Here is a 17,107-nt window from a genome sequence, read left to right on the forward strand (position 1 = left end):
TGAAGGATATGGATGCCGGCGCCGGCGCATCCCGGAGAATGTCATGAACCATCCCTATCGCTGGGTGATCGTCGCCGCGGGTGCCCTGCTGGGCTGCGCCGCGGTCGGGGCCATGTTCTCGCTGCCCGTCTTCCTGCGGCCGATGTCGCAGGACACCGGCTGGTCGGTCACCGGCATCTCCACGGCGATGACGATCGGCTTCCTCGCCATGGCGGGCGCCAGCATGGTCTGGGGCAACCTCTCCGACCGGTTCGGGCCGCGCCCGGTGGTGCTGACGGGATCGATCGTGCTGACATCGAGCCTCGCGCTCGCCAGCCGGGCGCAGTCGCTGGTCGAGTTCCAGCTCCTGTTCGGTCTCCTGGTCGGCGGCGCGACGGCCGCCGTCTTCGCACCGATGATGGCCTGCGTCACCGGCTGGTTCGAGACGCAGCGCGCGCTTGCCGTCTCGCTCGTCTCCGCCGGCATGGGCATGGCGCCGATGACCATGGCGCCGCTCGCGGCCTGGCTGGTGACCATCCATGACTGGCGCGGCGCCATGCTGATCATCGCCGGCATTGCGGCGGCGCTGATGATCCCGGCCGCGCTCCTCGTGCGCCGTCCGCCCGCGCTCGATCACGCCGAGGCCGGGGCGATGACGGAGGGCCCGCAAGAAGGGATGACGGTCCGGCAGGCCGTGCGCTCGCCGCAGTTCATCACGCTGATGCTGGCGAACTTCTTCTGCTGCGCCACCCATTCCGGCCCGATCTTCCACACGGTGAGCTACGCCGTGACCTGCGGCATCCCGATGATCGCGGCGGTCTCGATCTACAGCGTCGAGGGGCTGGCCGGCATGTTCGGCCGCATCGGCTTTGGTGTCGCGGGCGACCGCTTCGGCGCCCAGCGCGTTCTCGTCATCGGATTGCTGGCGCAGGCCTTCGGCGTGCTCGCCTATGCCTTCGTCGGGGAGCTCGCCGGCTTCTATGCCGTCGCGGTGGTGGTCGGCTTCATCTATGCCGGCACGATGCCGCTCTACGCCGTGATCATCCGCGAGAACTTCCCGCTCAGGATGATGGGCACGATCATCGGCGGCACGGCGATGGCCGGCAGCCTCGGCATGTCCATCGGCCCCCTCTTCGGCGGCATGATCTATGACCATTTCGCCAGCTATGTGCCGATGTATGCCGCCTCCTGGGCCCTGGGGCTGGCGGCGATGCTGGTCCTGATGACCTTCCGGCCGTTCGCCGGCAGGCAGCGGGACATGGCACCGGCATGACAGCGCGCCCAGCCGATACGGCGCCTGCCCGCGCGGGGTCGGTGCCCGGCGCGGGATCGTCGCGTCGAGGGCGGATGCCCCCGGCTCGCAGCACTACTGCTGCCCAATCCGCAGGAGATTGAGATAACGCTCCCTGTCGCCGGGCGACATGCTGGCCGGCAGCGGCGGAAGCTGGAAGCTCCAGGTCTCGGTAAGCGTGCGCCCATCCGCCTCCAGCGCGGCCCGCAGCTCGGACACCTTGGTGGAGTCCTTGACCTTGATCCGGTAGGTCAGGCGCCAGCCCTGGATGGCCGGGTTGGGCTGGAGCAGCGTGCCCACGACCTCGACATTGTCGTTGGCGCTGACGAGCGCCGTGACCGGCGCACCCTGAGGCAGGTCGCGCAACCGCTCCCCCTTGAAATCGACGAGGAAGGCGAGCGTGCCGTCGCCGGCGCGGATCAGGTTGGACTGATAGATTTCGCCCGTAGCACGCAGCGTCTGCAGCACATGGGCCGGGCCGTCCTTCATGATGGCCGGCTCATCCATGGTCCAGTGCATGCGGTAGTCGAACTGCATCGGCTGGCCGGGGGGCGGAAGCGTGTCCGGCGCCCAGAAGGCGACGATGTTGTCGTTGGTCTCGTCCGCGGTCGGAATCTCGACGAGGCGGACCGAGCCCTTGCCCCAGTCGTTCATCGGCTCGATCCAGGCGCTCGGGCGCAAATCGTAGCGGTCCTTCAGATCCTCGTAGCGCGAGAAGGAGCGGCCGCGCTGGAGCAGGCCGAAGCCTTTCGGATTCTCGGCCGCGAAGCTGCTGAGCGCCACCATCGGCGGGTTGTTGAGCGGACGCCAGATCCATTCGCCATTGCCGGCATGAATCGCGAGCCCGTTGGAATCATGGATCGCGGGGCGGAAATTATAGACCGGCGACGGCTGGTTGGGGCCGTACAGGAACATGCTGGTGAGCGGTGCGACGCCGAACAGGGCCGGCTTCCCGCCGGGGCGCTGGAAGACGCGCGCCTTGACGGCGAGCACCGCGTCGGAACCGGGCGTCAGGGTGAATTCATAGGCGCCGGTCGCACGCGGGGAATCGAGCAGGGCATAGAAGGTCAGCGACGTGTCCAGCGCCGCCGGGCGGCGGATCCAGAATTCGCGGAAGGCGGGGAACTCCTCCGGAATCGACAGGCCGGTGTCGATGCCGAGCCCGCGCCCGGACAGCCCATAGATCTGGCCCTTGCCGATGACGCGGAAATAGCTCGCGCCCAGCACGCTCATGATCTCGTCGTTCTTGCCGGGCTCGTTGACCGGAAACAACACCCGGAACCCGGCCCAGCCGAGCTTGCTGGTCTGCTCGCGGTCGAAATGCAGGTCGCCGAAATCGAAGCGGCCGGGATCGTAGGGGATCTCCTTCACGGCGCCGTCGACGATCTCGTTGATCCTGACCGGCGTGTTGAACTGCATGCCCTGGTGGTAGAAGGACAGCTTGAACGGCGTGTCCAGCTCGGACCAGGCGAAGCGATCGCGCCGGGGCTGCATCTTCTGGTAGTCGAAGAACTGCATCTTGCTGAAGACGTCGGGCAGGTTGCTGACCGGCGCGGCATAGGGCGCCGCCGCCAGCGCCTTCGCCCGCGCCACCACCTCGCCCAGCCCGAAGGCCGGGCGTTCCTGCGCCATCGCCGAGGCGCAGAAGGCGAGCGTGCCGGCCACCAGCCAGCCCAGAGCCACCTGCAGCCTTGCAAGGCCGGGCCTCCGCCGGGAAGGCTTGAATCCGAACGAAGCCTGGGTGGACCGGATCGAGAAACGTCGGGTCGGATCGCAGGGTGCGGCCGCGGGACGGGTCGACAAGTTCACAGAAGCTCCCTTACATAACGAATGGCAGGACGTGCGCCGGTCCTGCACTGGCAGAGGCGCGTCCGAGCACACATGCCCATCGTGGGGACAAGGGTCAAGGAATGAGCGCCGACCAATTCGACCCGCGCCCGCGCCTCCCCCGCCAACCTCGATCGAAGTGAACGAACACAGCATGGACAATCAGAACAGCGTGCCAGTCGCCGACCGGCGAGGGGATGGTTCCCGCATGGAGGAGAGCAGGAACGGCCTGTCCCGGCGGCAGGCGCTCGGGGCCATCTCATGGGCCGCGCTGGCGGTGGGAATGACCGCGAATCCCGCACTAGCAACGCCGAAACGGGCCGGAAAGCCCTCTGACGCCGCCAAGAAGGCGTTCGTCGACGACCTTATCAAACGCATGACCGTCGACGAGAAGATCGGCCAGCTCCGCCTGATCAGCATCGGCCCCGAAATGCCGCATGCCAAGCTGATGGACGAGGTCGCAGCCGGGCGCATCGCAGGCTCCTTCAACACCGTCATCCGGCGCGACAATCGGCCGCTGCAGGAGGCCGCCGTCAAGCGCAGCCGCCTCAAGATTCCGCTGTTCTTCGCCTATGACGTGGTCCACGGCCACCGCACCACCTTCCCCATCCCGCTCGGGCTGGCGTCGAGCTTCGACATGGCCGTGATCGAGCGGATGGCCCGCGTCTCGGCCGTCGAGGCCTGCAATGACGGCGTCGACATGACCTTCGCGCCGATGGTCGATATCGGCCACGACCCGCGCTGGGGCCGCACCTCCGAAGGCTTCGGCGAGGACCCCTATCTCGTTTCCGAATGCGCCCGCGCCAGCGTGCGCGGCTTCCAGGGCACCTCGCCCGACAAGCCCGACACCATCATGGCGGCGGTCAAGCATTTCGCGCTTTACGGCGCGGTCGAGGGCGGGCGCGACTACAACACGGTCGATATGAGCCCGCTGCGGATGCGCCAGACCTATCTGCCGCCTTACAAGGCCGCGATCGATGCCGGCGCCGGCGGCGTCATGGTCGCGCTCAACTCCATCAACGGCGTCCCCGCGACCTCCAATACCTGGCTGCTGCAGGATCTCCTGCGCAAGGAATGGGGCTTCAAGGGCGTCACCGTCAGCGATCACGGCGCAATCACCGAGCTGACGCGACACGGCGTCGCGCGCGACAATCGCGAGGCGGCCAAGCTCTCCATCAAGGCCGGCATCGACCTCAGCATGGCCGATCAGGTCTATCTCGCCGAATTGCCGGGGCTGATCGCCTCGGGCGAGATCAAGATGGCCGAGATCGACGCCTGCGTCCGCGAGGTGCTGGGCGCGAAATACGATATGGGCCTGTTCGCCGATCCGTTCCTGCGCATGGGCAAGCCCGAGGACGACCCCGTCGACGTCAAGGCCGACAGCCGCCTCAACCGCCAGCCGGCCCGCGAGATCGCCCGCGAGACCATCGTGCTGCTGGAGAACCGCAACCAGACCCTGCCGCTGAAGAAGCAAGGCACCATCGCGCTGATCGGCCCGCTGGCCGATTCCGGGCTCGACATCCTCGGAAGCTGGTCGGCCCAGGGCGTGCCCGAGCAGGCAGTGACGCTGCGCGCCGGCCTCGAGGCGGCGATCGAGGGCAAGGCGCGCCTCGTCACCGCCCGCGGCTCCAACGTCATCGACGACCAGAAAGTGGTCGAGTACCTCAACTTCCTGAACTGGGACAAACCCGAGGTCGTCCAGGACCCTCGCTCCATCGAGGCGATGATCGAGGAAGCCGTCTCGGTCGCCAGCCAGGCCGATGTGGTGATCGCCGCCGTCGGCGAGTTGCGCGGGATGTCGCATGAATCCTCGAGCCGCGTCAGCATCGACATGCCCGGTTCGCAGCGCCGCCTGCTGCAGGCGCTCAAGGCGACCGGCAAGCCGCTCGTCGTCGTGCTGATGAACGGCCGGCCGCTCGCGATCGGCTGGGAGAAGGACAATGCCGACGCGCTGCTGGAGACCTGGTACACCGGCACCGAAGGCGGCAATGCCATCGCCGACGTGCTGTTCGGCGATCACAACCCCTCCGCCAAGCTGCCGATCAGCTTCCCGCGCTCGGTCGGTCAGATCCCGACCTATTACAACGCGCTGCGCATCGGCCGGCCCTATACCGAGGGCAAGCCGGGCAACTACACCTCGCAATATTTCGAGGAGGCGCAAGGCCCGCTCTATCCCTTCGGCTTCGGCCTGAGCTACAGCCGCTTCACGCTGAAGGATCTGAAGCTTTCGGCCACGCGCCTCAAGCGCGGCCAGAAGCTGAGCGCCGAGGCGACGCTGACCAATGAGGGCAGCTATGAGGGCGCCAATGTCGTGCAGCTCTACATCGCCGACCCCTACGCCTCGATCGCGCGGCCGGTGAAGGAGCTGAAGGGCTTCCAGAAGGTCACGCTCAAGCCGGGCGAGAGCCGCGTCGTGCGTTTCGAGATCGGCGAGGACGAGCTCAAATTCATCAATGGCGAGCTCAAGGAAGTGGTCGAGAACGGGCGCTTCGACGTGCAGCTCGGCCTCGATTCGCACGACGTCCTGGTGCAGAGCTTCGAGCTCGTCTGACGCGTTCCCGAAGCGGGGCAGGCTCTACGCCCTGCCCCGCCGAGCCGCGGAACTCTCGGCCGGCAGCAGCCGGCCGGCGCCGGAGAGGATGCTGGCGGCGAGTGCCCGCGCCGCTTCCTCATGCGACTGCCCGCCGACCACGACAAACTCGATCGAGCCCAGCCGGGGGAGCGCCTCGCGCGGCTCGGCCTCGGCCAGCCCCGGCGGGATCAAGCGCGCCGAATGCGCGGTGACGCCGAGCCCCGCCACCGTCGCGGCGCGCAGGCCCGCAAGGCTTCCGCTGGTGCAGGCGACGCGCCAGGCCCGGCCGGCCTGTTCCAGCGTCTCGATCGCATGGATGCGCGTGATGCTCGGCGGCGGATAGAGCACCAGCGGCACCACCGGTTGCTCGGCCAGCCGCGAGCCCGGCCGCCCGATCCAGACCAGCCGCTCCTCCCAGGCGACGACGCCGCGCGCGTCGCCATTGCGGCGCTTGACGAAGATCAGGTCGAGATCGCCCGCATCGTATTGCTCGTAGAGCCGGCCGCTCAGCCCCACCGTCAGCTCCAGATCGACGGCATGATGCTGCATCGCGAATTCCGCGAGGATGTCCGGCAGCGCCGTGAAGGCGAAATCCTCGGAGACGCCGAGCCGCAGGCGCCCCCGCAGCGTCGAGCCCTTGAGATAGTGCTCGATGCGGCTGCCGGCCTCGAGGACCTGCCGGGCGAAGGGCTGGATCGCATCGCCATCCGGCGTCGGGCGGACCTCATGCGTATCCCGTGCCAGCAGCTTGCGCCCCACCCGCTTCTCCAGCCGCGCCACATGCTGGCTGACCGAGGATTGCCGCAAGCCGAGCTGCCGTGCCGCTTCGGTGAAGCTCAACGTCTCGCAGACCTTGAGGAAGCTGCGCAGCAGCACGGGATCGAGCGGTTTCGGATCGGATGTCACCTCATCATGATTCATGATGAGCAATATCATGTCCAGTCCGGATCAAAATGAGCCGGCGATCTGTTACAGCATCGGCCCGAAAGTGGCAGGCGATTTTCGGAACAGGCCGATGCCGCAGAAGCCACTCATTCAGGAGGGCATCAGATGCTCCGCCGCACCCTCGCCCGCTTCGGCATCGACCCCTATCTGCTCGCGCTCCTCGCCACCGTCGCGGTCGCGATCATCCTGCCCGCCACCGGCCGGGGCGCCGTGGTCGCCAATGACGCGGTCTCCGTGGCGGTCGCGCTGCTGTTCTTCCTCTATGGCGCACGGCTCTCGCCGAAGGCGGTCTGGGACGGGCTGTTGCACTGGCGGCTGCAATCCCTCGTCTTCGCCAGCACCTATGTGCTGTTCCCGCTGCTCGGGCTCGGCCTGACCAAGGCGTTCGGAAACTTTCTCTCCCCCACGCTGATTCTCGGGCTGATGTTCGTCTGCGTACTGCCCTCGACGGTGCAATCCTCCATCGCCTTCACCTCGATCGCGCGCGGCAATGTCGCCGCCGCTTTGTGCAGCGCCTCGGTCTCGAACCTGTTCGGCATGGTGGTGACGCCGCTGCTCGTCATGCTGCTGCTCAACGCGAACGGCGGGGGCTTCAGCACCGCGGCGGTGGAGAGCATCGCACTCCAGCTCCTGGCGCCCTTCGCGGTCGGCCAGATCCTGCGCCCCTGGATCGGCACATTCCTGCAGCGGCACAAGGCGGTGATCTCGCTGGTCGATCGCGGCTCGATTCTGCTTGTCGTCTACGCTGCCTTCAGCGAAGGCATGGCGGCCGGCATCTGGTCGCAGGTCACGGCGGGCGACCTCGTCGCCGTCGTGCTGCTCGACATGGTCCTGCTCGCGGCCGTTCTGGTGATCACGACGGTCGTCAGCCGCCGCTTCGGCTTCTCCAAGGAGGACGAGATCGCCATCGTCTTCTGCGGCTCGAAGAAAAGCCTGGCGAGCGGCATTCCGATGGCCAACATCCTCTTCCCCGGCCAGGCGCTCGGCCTCATCGTCCTGCCGTTGATGCTGTTCCACCAGATCCAGCTCTTCGCCTGCGCCACATTGGCGCAGCGTTACGCCAAGCGTCCCGTCGAGACCCATCCCGAGCCGGAATCCCAGCCCATGCTCGGCCCGGCAAAGGCCTGAACGAAGCCGGGCGCGCGATCTGCGCGCTTACGTCTCACCTCGCTCCACCGGAACAAGCCGGGCTTCAGCCTTGTTGATCCCCTGCCTGCCCCCACATGAAAGGACGTCGCTCTCCCGGAAGCGAGCGCCTTCATGGAAGGGCGCCGTGGAGACAGGGCGAGGCCCAACGCGATCCGGGCTGGCCTCGCCGGATGTCACCGCTGAAAAGCCGCGACGGCCGCTGCTGCGGCCCGCCTCGAAGCGGCATCATGGCGGCTGGTCGCCATAGGGTGAAGCCCGGCCGTCGGTCACGATGGAGGATTGCATGAGCAAGGACGAGAAGGCCCAGCGCGAGATCAGGAAGATCGCCTACGGCATCTGGATGCAGGAAGGCCAGCCGGAAGGCCGTGACCGCGAGCATTGGGAGGCCGCCAAGGAAATCTGGGCCTTCCGCAGCCACAACCATGTCCTCACCGACGAGAACGAGGACTCGTTCGGCGCAGCCCGGCCGATGCCGCCCGATCTGACCGACCGGCACGAACGCCGCCGCCCGCCGCGCGGCCGTGCGATGTAAGGCTGCGCGCCCGCAGGCCGGTGGGGATGCACCGGCAAGGGTTCAGGCCAGCAGAAGCCTGCCCGTCAGGGGCAGATATAGCCGCTGGGCGTCGCCGCGCAGCGTGCGCCAGTCGGCAGGATGAGCGCGCCGCCGCGATCGCGCCGGACATAGTCGCCGTTCGGCAGCTGGAAGCCTCCGGTGGGATCGGGCGTGACCCGCGTCCCGTCGGGAAGGACGAGTTGGCCGCCATCGCGAAGGATCTGCTTCGCCGTACCGCCCTGCGGGACAGGAGCAGGTTCCGGGCGATTTGAAACGCAGCCCGCAACGAGGACCGCCAGAGCTCCAAGGGTTACCGATGTCCTGATCATGACCTCACCTGTGCCGCGTCGACGAGGAAACCGAAAGGGCGATGGCGCCTCCGCCATCGCCCGATACTCACGCGGCGAAAGATAGCTCGAAAGCCATTTCCGCCGAAACGGTCAAAACGCTCAGTAGACCCAGCGGCAAACGCGGACCGGACGGCCGAAGCGGTTGCGGTGCACCGTGCAGACCTGACGCCGCGGACGCGGGCGATGGTAGGGAGGACGCGGGCGGTGGCCGGGGTGAGGACGGTGAGAATACTGCACCTGCTCGATCGGGGTGCCGTCCGGCAGCGTCGCGGCCTTCTCGGAGGGCATGGCGCCGAGCGCCTGGCCGGCAGCGCCGAGCCCGGCCGCATCAGCCTTGCCAGCCACGGCGACGGTGGCGGCGCCAGCGGAAAGGGCAAACAGCCCGAGCAGGAAAGAACGTCGTTCCATAAGCGTTTCTCCAAATCGCATGAACAAAGCCCAGTCGAATCAAACGAGACAAGGCTATTGCCCAAAACGGGTGATGAGCAAGAATGTTTCGTTAACGGCGCTCGACCGAAATCGATGGCACCGCTTTCGAGAACACGATGCAGTTTAGAATCGCGATTCTGAACGGAACCCGACAGCGATCTGGACCATCGACATTTTCTTGTCGTCGCCGCAGCCCGATCATTGGCCGACGATCCGACCAAGTCGAAGCAGGACTTCCGGCGGAAGCCATGCAGATGCCGCCATAACGGCATCCCAGACATCTCTCCCTGAGACAGAGCCTGTGGCGCGCGCTACGCCGCCGGCGGCGTGCCATGCATGTGGAAGCTCTCGATCGTCTTGAGCCCCCAGGCCTGGCCCTTCTTCCGCTCTGTCTCGGTCCAGGTCACGGTCTGCCAGTCCGGGTCCAGGATCAGGCGCGCGCCGGCATTGGCGATCTCGACGCGGTTGCCGGCCGGCTCATAGACATAGAGGAAGAAGGTCTGCTGCACCGCATGCTTGTGCGGGCCGGTCTCGATGAAGACGCCGTTCTCCAGGAAGAGATCGGCCGCCTCCAGGATGTGCTCGCGCTGGTCCACTGCATAGGTGACATGGTGGAAGCGCGCCTGCGCCGGCGTGTGGTCGCGCGTATAGGCGATATCGTAGCTCTTGTTGTTGACGGTGAACCAGCAGCCGCCGACCTCGCCGGAATCCAGCACGATCTGCTCGGTGACGCGGCTGCCCAGCGCCTTCGGCATGAAGTCGCGGATCGCGGCGACGTCCTGCGCCAGCAGGTTGACGTGATCGATCCGGCGCACGGCGCAGCCCCGGCCATGGTTGCGCTGCGCCTGGTTCTTCAGCGCCGGCCGCTCGCCTTCGGGCGCCACATATTTGTTCGTGTCGAAATAGATCTCGAAGACATGGTTGTCGGGGTCGCGGAAGCGATAGGCGCGGCCATGGCCGAGGTCGCCCTCGACCCAACCGATGCCCGCGCCCATCCCCTCGATTCCCGCGACGCGGCGCAGGAGCGCCGCCTCGCTCGCAGCGCGATAGCCGATATGGCCGACGCCGGTCGTATTCGAGGCCGTCAGCTTCAGCGTGTGGAACTCGTAATCGTCCCAGGCGCGCAGATAAACGGAGTCGCCCGCGCGCCCGCTCTCCGTCAGTCCGAAGATGTTGACGAAGAAGTCGAGGCTCTCCTGCGGCTTGTTGGTGAAGAGTTCGACATGGCCGAGATGGGCGATGTCGAAGCAGGGCTCGGCGCTCATGTCTGGTGTCCTCTGGAGCAAGCTGATTTTGCACGGAGCCACGCGGTCATCCCGGGCTTGACCCGGGATCCATGCCGGAGCCTTTCCGATCAATGTTCAGGCATGGATCCCGGATCTTCGCTTCGCTCCGTCCGGGATGACCAGATTTCCCCCAAAGGCGCTTTCAGCCCCAGACTTCCTTCGCCACTTCGAGAATGCGCGAGAGCTTGGCCCATTGCTCGTCCTCGGCCAGCACATTGCCTTCTTCCGTCGAGGCGAAGCCGCATTGCGGCGACAGGCAGAGCTGTTCGAGCGGCGCGAACTTGGCGGCCTCCTCGATGCGACGCTTCAGGTTGTCCTTGCTCTCGACCGTGCCAAACTTGGAAGTGACGAGGCCGAGCACGACCTGCTTGTCGCCCTTGGGCAGGAAGCGCAGCGGCTCGAAGCCGCCCGAGCGGTCGTCGTCCCACTCCATGAAATAGCCGTCGACATCGATCTGGTTGAAGACGAGATCGGCCACCGGCTCGTAGCCGCCGGACGCGATGAAGGTCGATTTGAAGTTGCCGCGGCAGGTATGGGTGGTGATCTGCATGTCGGCGGGCTTCGCCTTCAACGCCGCGTTGAGCACGTCGCGATAGACGAAGATCAGCTTGTCCGGATCGTCGCCGCGCTCGGCCAGCATCTTTCGCTGCTCGGGATCGCAGAAATAGGACAGGCTGGTATCGTCGAGCTGCAGATAGCGGCAGCCGGCATCGTAGAAGGCCTTGATCGCCTTGCCATAGGCCTTGCCCAGATCGTCGTAGTAATCCTCCATCTTGAGATAGGCGCTCGGATCGATCGCCTTCCGCCCGCCGCGGTAATGCAGCATGGACGGGCTCGGGATGGTCATCTTCGGCACACGGCTGGTCACCGAGGCCAGGAACTTGAAATGGGCCAGATGCGGGTGGTCGGCCGGGAAGTCGAGCTTACCGGTGACGCGGATGCCATGCCCCTTCGTGGCGACGCCCTTGAACTGGATGCCGGCATCGGTCTCGTAGGTCGTGACGCCGGTCAAGCCGTCGAGGAAGTCGAAATGCCAGAAGGCGCGGCGGTATTCGCCGTCGGTCACCGCCTGCAGGCCGATCTCCTCCTGCTTGCGGACGAGCTTCCTGATCTCCTCGTCCTCGATCTTCGCCAGCTCGGCCTGCGCCATCTCGCCCGCAGCGACCTTGGCGCGGGCTTCCTTGACGGGCGCGCTGCGCAGCAGGCTTCCCACCATGTCGCCCCGGAATGGTGGCTTCTTCCTCTGGGTCATCAGGTTTCCTCCGGTTCTTGACGGTCAGGCTGCGGCGGCGAGGCCGAGATGGTGTTCGAGCCGCTCGGGCTCGGCGATGAGCGTAGCACTGCGCTCGGCGAGGACCACGCGGCCGCGTTCGAGCACGATGGTCTCGTCCGTCAGCTCGAGGATCTTGCGCGCATGCTGCTCGATCACGATGGCGGAAAGCCCCTCCTCGCGGAACAGGGCCTTCAGCGCCTTGAGCAGCTCCTCGACGATGATCGGCGCCAGCCCCTCGGTCGGCTCGTCGAGCAGCAGAAGCTTCGGGTTGATCATCAAGGCCCGGCCGATCGCCAGCATCTGCTGCTCGCCGCCGGAAAGCTGGTTGCCGAGATTGGTCTTCCGCTCCGCCAATCGCGGGAACATGCCGAAGACGCGGGCGGCATCCCAGGGCCCCGGCCGGGCCACCGCCGTCAGGTTCTCCAGCACGGTCAGCGACTTGAAGATGTTGCGCTCCTGCGGAACCCAGCCGATGCCGGCATGCGCCCTCTGCTCCGGCGAGGCGGCGGTGAGATCACGCCCGGCCAGCACGATCCGCCCGCCGCGCCGGCGGGTGACGCCGATGATGCTGTTGACCAAAGTCGTCTTGCCGACGCCGTTGCGGCCGAGCAGCGCGAGCGACTGCCCCTCGGCCAGCGCCAGGTCGATGTCGAACAGCACCTGCGCCTCGCCATAGCCGGCGCTCAGCTTCTCGATCTTGAGCAGCTCAGGCAGCGATGCGTCAGGCATGGGCGCCCTCGCCGAGATAGGCCGCGCGCACGCTGCTGTCGCGCGCCATCTCCTCCGGCGTCCCCTCCGCCAGCACGCGGCCATTGACCAGCACCGTGATGCGCGTGGCGAAGCGGAAGACGAGATCCATATCGTGCTCGATCAGCAGCACGGAGACGTCGTCGGGGAGTGCGGCGACCGTCTGCATCAATTCGCGCCGCTCGGCCTCTGGCACGCCGGCCGCCGGCTCGTCGAGCAGCAGCACGCTCGGCCTTGCAGCGAAGGCGGCAGCGATCTCGATCTGGCGCTGCTTGCCATAGGGCAGTGTCGCGATGCGCCGGTCCATGATGTCGTCGAGCCGGAAGCGCGTCAGAATCTCGGCAGTCTGACCCACCAGCTCCAGATCGCGGTCGAGCGCGCGAAACGGATGGCTGCCACGGCCGAGCCGCTCGGAGGTGACGAGCGCGATCATCTCGAGCGGCGTCATCGTCCCGAAAAGCTGGTTGATCTGGAAGGTGCGGGCGAGCCCGCGCTTCACCCGCGCCTCGCGCGGCAACGCGGTAATGTCCTCGCCCATCAGTTCGATGCGGCCGGAGCTCGGCCGGAGCACGCCGGTGAGCTGATTGACGAAGGTGGTCTTGCCGGCGCCGTTCGGGCCGATCAGCGCATGGCGCGCGCCCTTCGCGAGCGTGAAATCGACATGATCGGTCGCGGTGATGCCGCCGAAGCTCTTGGACAGGTCGAAGGTTTGCAGCACCGCGCTCATCGGGCCGCTCCCTTGCCGAGCCGGGCGAAGCGTGCCGCAACGGCCTTGACCGCGCCATGGATCATCTCGCGTCCACCGAGCACGAAGAGCACGAGGAAGAGCCCGATCCAGAACATCCAGTATTGCGGCGTGAAACTCGCGATCAGGTCCTGCAGCAGCTTGAAAGCGATCGCCCCGATCAGCCCGCCATAGAGATAGCCGGCGCCGCCGATGATCAGCACGAGCATCAGATCGGCCGAGCGGTGGAAATCGAGCACGTCGAGCGAGACGAATTGCGTCGTCTGGGCAAGCAGCGCGCCCGCCGCCCCGGCATAGGCCGCCGCGAGCGTGTAGACGGCGGCAAGACGCCGATCATTCGGAACTCCCGAGGCCGCGGCCCGCAGCGGATTGTCGCGGATCGCGCGCAGGCTCAGGCCGAAGGGCGAATGCACCACCCGCCTTGCGATCAGGAACAGCAGGAAGAGGACGCTGAGCGAATAGAGATAGGCGGTGCGGCCGAAAATATCGAAATCGAACAGGCCGAGCACAGGCGCCATCATGATGCCCTGCAAACCGTCGGCGCCGCCGGTCAGCGCGCTCAGCGAATTCGCCAGCTCGTAGAGGATCAGCGCCACGCCGAGCGTGATCATCAGCCGGGTGAGATCGGTGCCGCGCAAGACGAGCGGGCTGGTGACGAGGCCGAGCAACCCGGCCGCTCCCATGCCGGCCAACAGCCCGGCAAACGGATCGGCCGAGACATGTTTGGCGAGCAACCCGGCCGCATAGGCGCCCATGCCGAGGAAGGCGGCGTGTCCCAGCGAGACGATGCCGGCATAGCCGAGGATCAGATCGAGCGAGAGCGCGAACAGCGCGAGGATCGCGATCTCGTTGAGCAGCAGCAGGTTGCGCGGGAACAGCAGGAAGGCCGCGAAGGCGAGACACCAGAAGACGATTTCGGCCGGATGCCAGCGCCGCGAGGCGAACAGCGCCTGCCGGACGCGTGTCTCGAACACGGGCATCGTCATGCCCGCGCCTTCGCGAACAGCCCGTGCGGCCGAGTGATCAGCAGCACGACCATCAGCGCGTAGATGATGAAGGCGCCGACCTGCGGCACGAGATACTTGCCGACGACATCGGCGACGCCGAGCAGCATCGCGGCGAAGAACGGCCCGGTGATGCTGGACGTGCCGCCGACCGTGACGACGATCAGGAAGTAGATCATGAATTTCAGCGGGAAGGTCGGGTCGAGGCCCATCAGCTCGATGCCGAGCGCGCCGCCCAATCCCGCCAGCCCCGATCCAAGCGCGAAGGTCAGTGCGAACAGGCGGTTGACGGGGATGCCGAGACCGCGCGCCACCCGCGCATCGTCGACCGCCGCGCGCAGCCGGCTGCCGAAGCGGGTGCGGGTGAAGCCCCATTGCAGCGAGACGGCGAGCAGGCCGCAGACGACGATGACGAAGAGCCGATAACGGCCGATGCCGATGCCGGCGACCTCGAAGCGCCCCTGCAGCCAGTCCGGCAGGCGGATGAACTGCTGGGTCGAGCCCATCAGCCAGTCCGTGCCGGCCACCGCCATGAAGACCAGCCCGATCGAGAACATCACCTGATCGAGATGGCTTTTCGTATACATCGGCCGGTAGATCAGCCGCTCCAGCACGACGCCGACCAGCGCCGCCGCGAGGAAGGCGAGCGGCAGGCTCGCCAGGAACGGCAGGCCGAGCCGCTGCATCGCCAGCACGGCGACATAGCCGCCGAGCATCGCGAAGGCGCCGTGGGCGAGGTTGACGAAATTCATCAACCCCATGGTCACGGAGAGCCCGCAGCCGAGAACGAACAGCACCATCCCATAGGCGATGCCGTCGAACAGGATGGTCAGCATGCGCGTCGATCCGCCGCCGTCGGAAAGCCCGTCACTTGCGGGCCTTCACCGGGTCCTTGACGTCCTTGATCGTCTCGAACTCGACATTGTGCAGCTCGGAGCCGAGCTTCTGCGTCTTGCGGACATAGATGTTCTGGATGATGTCGCGGGTGTCGGGGTCGATCTTCACCGGCCCGCGCACGCTCTCCCAGGAGGCGCCTTTCATCGCCGCGATCAGCTTGTCGCCGCTGGCGTCGCCTTTGGTCGCGTCGAGCGCCTTGGCGATCAGCTTCATCCCGTCATAGCCGCCGACCGCCATGAAGTTCGGGCGCATGCCGGGATTGGCCTTCTGGAAGGCTTCGACGAAGGCCTTGTTCGCCGGGCTGTCATGTGCGGCCGAATAGTGGTGCGTGGTGATGGCGCCGAGCGCGACATCGCCCATGCCTTCGAGGATGTCGTCATCGACCACGTCGCCGGTGCCGATCAGCTTGACGCCGGCCTTGTCGAGGCCGCGCTCGATGAACTGCTTCATGAACTGCGCGCCGACGCCCGACGGCACGAAGACGAAGAGCGCGTCGGGCTTGGCCTCCGAGACGCGCTGGAGGAAGGGCGCGAAATCCGGATTGCGCAGCGGGATGCGCACGCTCTCGACGGTCCCACCGGCCTCCTTGAACGTGTTGGCGAAGGAGGTTTCGGCATCGATGCCCGGCCCGTAATCGGTGACGACGGTGAAGACCTTCTTGATGCCGTTCTTGGCGGCCCAGTTGGCCATCGGCTCGGAAGCCTGCGGCAAGGTGAAGGAGGTCCGCACGATATAGGGCGAGGCCTCGGTGATCGAGGCGGTCGCCGCCGCCATCACGATCTCCGGCACCTTGGCCTGCGTCGCGATCTGTGCGGTCGCCATGGCAAGCGGCGTCAGCCCGAAGCCGGCAAGCACCGAGACCTTTTCGTTGACGACCAGCTCCTGGGCGAGGCGCCGCGTCGCATCGGCGTTACCGGCATCGTCCTTGAGGATCACTTCGAGCTTGCGACCGCCATGGGTGGCGCCTTCCCTGGCGAGGAAGAGCTTCACCGCGGCATCGATCTGCTTGCCGGTCGAGGCGAAAGGCCCCGTCATCGGCAGGATCAGGCCGATCTTCACCGCCTCCTGCGCCAGCGCAAACCCGCTCGTCGAGGCGGCCAGCGCCAGCCCGAGCATGCCACCGAGTAACGTCCTGCGAACCGTCATGTCCGTTCCCTTCCCCTGAATTGGCTCTCTGCGAAGCCGTTCTTCGTTCTCATCGCCGTCGCGATGGACGCGGCCCGCTTTGGCAGGGCCTTTGCGCATAGCCTACATATCCCGTCCGCCTTCGCCAGCCGCCAATCGTCTAGGTTTTTCGTCTTCCTTGGACTGGCGGGCGCGGATGCCCACCGGGTCATGCCAGCGCCTCCAGCGCTTCCGGAAACAGCCGCTGATAGGCCTCGCCATAGGTCATCGCCTTGCCGGAGTTGCGGCCGCCCTGCATGCCGCGATTGAGCGCGACGCGGGTGTAATATTCCCAGAGATGCTTCTGCGCGGCGAGGATCTCGAAGGCCCGGCGCTTCACCTCCCAGACCTCGTCGATGTTGAGGATGACATTCGGCTTGAAGTCGCATTGCTCGGGCTGGTGCGGCTCGAACAGGAAGACCGGCGGGGCGGCATAGGCACGCTCCGGATCGGGCTTGTGGCCGGCCGCCTGCGCGATGATGCGGGCCTCCTGGGCGAAGCGCGCCGCCTCGGGATGGTCGACATTGTAGGGGTCTTCGAGTGCATGGGTCAGCACGAAGCTCGGCCCCAATTCGTGGAAGATGTCGATGGCGCGGTCGAGCATCTCCGGCGTGGTGCGCAGCGGATAGTCGCCTGCGTCCATGAACTCGATCTCGGCGCCGAGCAGTTCGGCCGCAGCCTCGGCCTCCTCCCGGCGCTGGGCCTTGACCTCCTCCATCCTGACGCCAGCCTTCTTCCAGGCGAACTGGCTCTCGCCGCGCTCGCCATAGGACAGGCAGAGGATCTTCACCCGCATCCCGCGCTTCGCATGCAGCGCGATGGCGCCGCCCGCGCGCCAGACGAAATCGCCCGGATGGGCGGTGATCACGAGACCCGTCTTCTGCGCGTTCGCCATC

The 17,107-nt window shown here is 66.6% G+C and carries 16 protein-coding genes; 4 read left to right on the top strand and 12 right to left on the bottom strand.

What is annotated here, in order from left to right:
- The first annotated feature begins 43 nt into the window (after nt 1-43).
- Nucleotides 44-1,252 (top strand): MFS transporter, encoded by a 1,209-nt coding sequence (locus IED13_RS17525; RefSeq protein WP_113254959.1) that lies wholly within the window; start codon nt 44-46, stop codon nt 1,250-1,252.
- Nucleotides 1,253-1,345: 93 nt separating this feature from the next.
- Here the strand turns inward: IED13_RS17525 and IED13_RS17530 are convergent, their stop codons facing one another.
- Nucleotides 1,346-2,953, bottom strand: coding sequence for a glucan biosynthesis protein G (locus tag IED13_RS17530; RefSeq protein ID WP_282568287.1), 1,608 nt, complete (start codon nt 2,951-2,953; stop codon nt 1,346-1,348).
- A gap of 352 nt (nt 2,954-3,305) precedes the next feature.
- On the opposite strand from IED13_RS17530, the gene bglX reads away from it, so the two are divergent.
- Nucleotides 3,306-5,648, top strand: coding sequence for a beta-glucosidase BglX (gene bglX, locus IED13_RS17535; RefSeq protein ID WP_191124983.1), 2,343 nt, complete (start codon nt 3,306-3,308; stop codon nt 5,646-5,648).
- Nucleotides 5,649-5,672: 24 nt separating this feature from the next.
- On the opposite strand, the gene IED13_RS17540 is transcribed toward bglX, so the two are convergent.
- Nucleotides 5,673-6,590, bottom strand: coding sequence for a LysR family transcriptional regulator (locus IED13_RS17540; RefSeq protein ID WP_191124920.1), 918 nt, complete (start codon nt 6,588-6,590; stop codon nt 5,673-5,675).
- 129 nt (nt 6,591-6,719) lie between these two features.
- On the opposite strand from IED13_RS17540, the gene IED13_RS17545 reads away from it, so the two are divergent.
- Complete coding sequence (locus IED13_RS17545; protein ID WP_113254957.1) at nt 6,720-7,742, top strand: bile acid:sodium symporter family protein; 1,023 nt, start codon at nt 6,720-6,722, stop codon at nt 7,740-7,742.
- A 304-nt stretch (nt 7,743-8,046) separates the two neighbouring features.
- Complete coding sequence (locus IED13_RS17550; protein ID WP_038363796.1) at nt 8,047-8,295, top strand: DUF2934 domain-containing protein; 249 nt, start codon at nt 8,047-8,049, stop codon at nt 8,293-8,295.
- A 65-nt stretch (nt 8,296-8,360) separates the two neighbouring features.
- Here IED13_RS17550 and IED13_RS17555 read toward each other — a convergent pair whose 3' ends face one another.
- The 10 genes from IED13_RS17555 to IED13_RS17600 form a co-directional block, all read right to left on the bottom strand.
- Nucleotides 8,361-8,645 carry a hypothetical protein gene (locus IED13_RS17555; RefSeq protein ID WP_038363793.1) on the bottom strand — a complete coding sequence of 95 codons (285 nt, stop codon included), beginning with the start codon at nt 8,643-8,645 and terminating at the stop codon, nt 8,361-8,363.
- 120 nt (nt 8,646-8,765) lie between these two features.
- Nucleotides 8,766-9,074, bottom strand: coding sequence for a hypothetical protein (locus IED13_RS17560; RefSeq protein ID WP_038363791.1), 309 nt, complete (start codon nt 9,072-9,074; stop codon nt 8,766-8,768).
- A 332-nt stretch (nt 9,075-9,406) separates the two neighbouring features.
- Nucleotides 9,407-10,360 (bottom strand): VOC family protein, encoded by a 954-nt coding sequence (locus IED13_RS17565; RefSeq protein ID WP_191124921.1) that lies wholly within the window; start codon nt 10,358-10,360, stop codon nt 9,407-9,409.
- A gap of 163 nt (nt 10,361-10,523) precedes the next feature.
- Nucleotides 10,524-11,633 carry a 5-methyltetrahydropteroyltriglutamate--homocysteine S-methyltransferase gene (locus IED13_RS17570; protein ID WP_191124922.1) on the bottom strand — a complete coding sequence of 370 codons (1,110 nt, stop codon included), beginning with the start codon at nt 11,631-11,633 and terminating at the stop codon, nt 10,524-10,526.
- 24 nt (nt 11,634-11,657) lie between these two features.
- Nucleotides 11,658-12,368, bottom strand: coding sequence for an ABC transporter ATP-binding protein (locus tag IED13_RS17575; RefSeq protein WP_191124984.1), 711 nt, complete (start codon nt 12,366-12,368; stop codon nt 11,658-11,660).
- A 7-nt stretch (nt 12,369-12,375) separates the two neighbouring features.
- Nucleotides 12,376-13,128 (bottom strand): ABC transporter ATP-binding protein, encoded by a 753-nt coding sequence (locus tag IED13_RS17580; protein ID WP_191124923.1) that lies wholly within the window; start codon nt 13,126-13,128, stop codon nt 12,376-12,378.
- Nucleotides 13,125-14,132: a branched-chain amino acid ABC transporter permease gene (locus IED13_RS17585; protein WP_248312648.1), complete on the bottom strand. Its 1,008-nt coding sequence runs from the start codon at nt 14,130-14,132 to the stop codon at nt 13,125-13,127. The genes IED13_RS17580 and IED13_RS17585 overlap by 4 nt, the downstream gene beginning before the upstream one ends.
- Nucleotides 14,129-14,986, bottom strand: a complete 858-nt coding sequence (locus IED13_RS17590) for a branched-chain amino acid ABC transporter permease (RefSeq protein ID WP_191124924.1) — start codon at nt 14,984-14,986, stop codon at nt 14,129-14,131. Before IED13_RS17590 ends, IED13_RS17585 begins: the two co-directional genes overlap by 4 nt.
- A gap of 31 nt (nt 14,987-15,017) precedes the next feature.
- Nucleotides 15,018-16,193 (bottom strand): ABC transporter substrate-binding protein, encoded by a 1,176-nt coding sequence (locus tag IED13_RS17595; protein ID WP_113254952.1) that lies wholly within the window; start codon nt 16,191-16,193, stop codon nt 15,018-15,020.
- A 187-nt stretch (nt 16,194-16,380) separates the two neighbouring features.
- Nucleotides 16,381-17,106 carry a PIG-L deacetylase family protein gene (locus tag IED13_RS17600; protein ID WP_113254951.1) on the bottom strand — a complete coding sequence of 242 codons (726 nt, stop codon included), beginning with the start codon at nt 17,104-17,106 and terminating at the stop codon, nt 16,381-16,383.
- Nucleotide 17,107 lies beyond the last annotated feature (1 nt).

The organism is Allobosea spartocytisi, assembly GCF_014764685.1.
Lineage (GTDB): Bacteria > Pseudomonadota > Alphaproteobacteria > Rhizobiales > Beijerinckiaceae > Allobosea > Allobosea spartocytisi.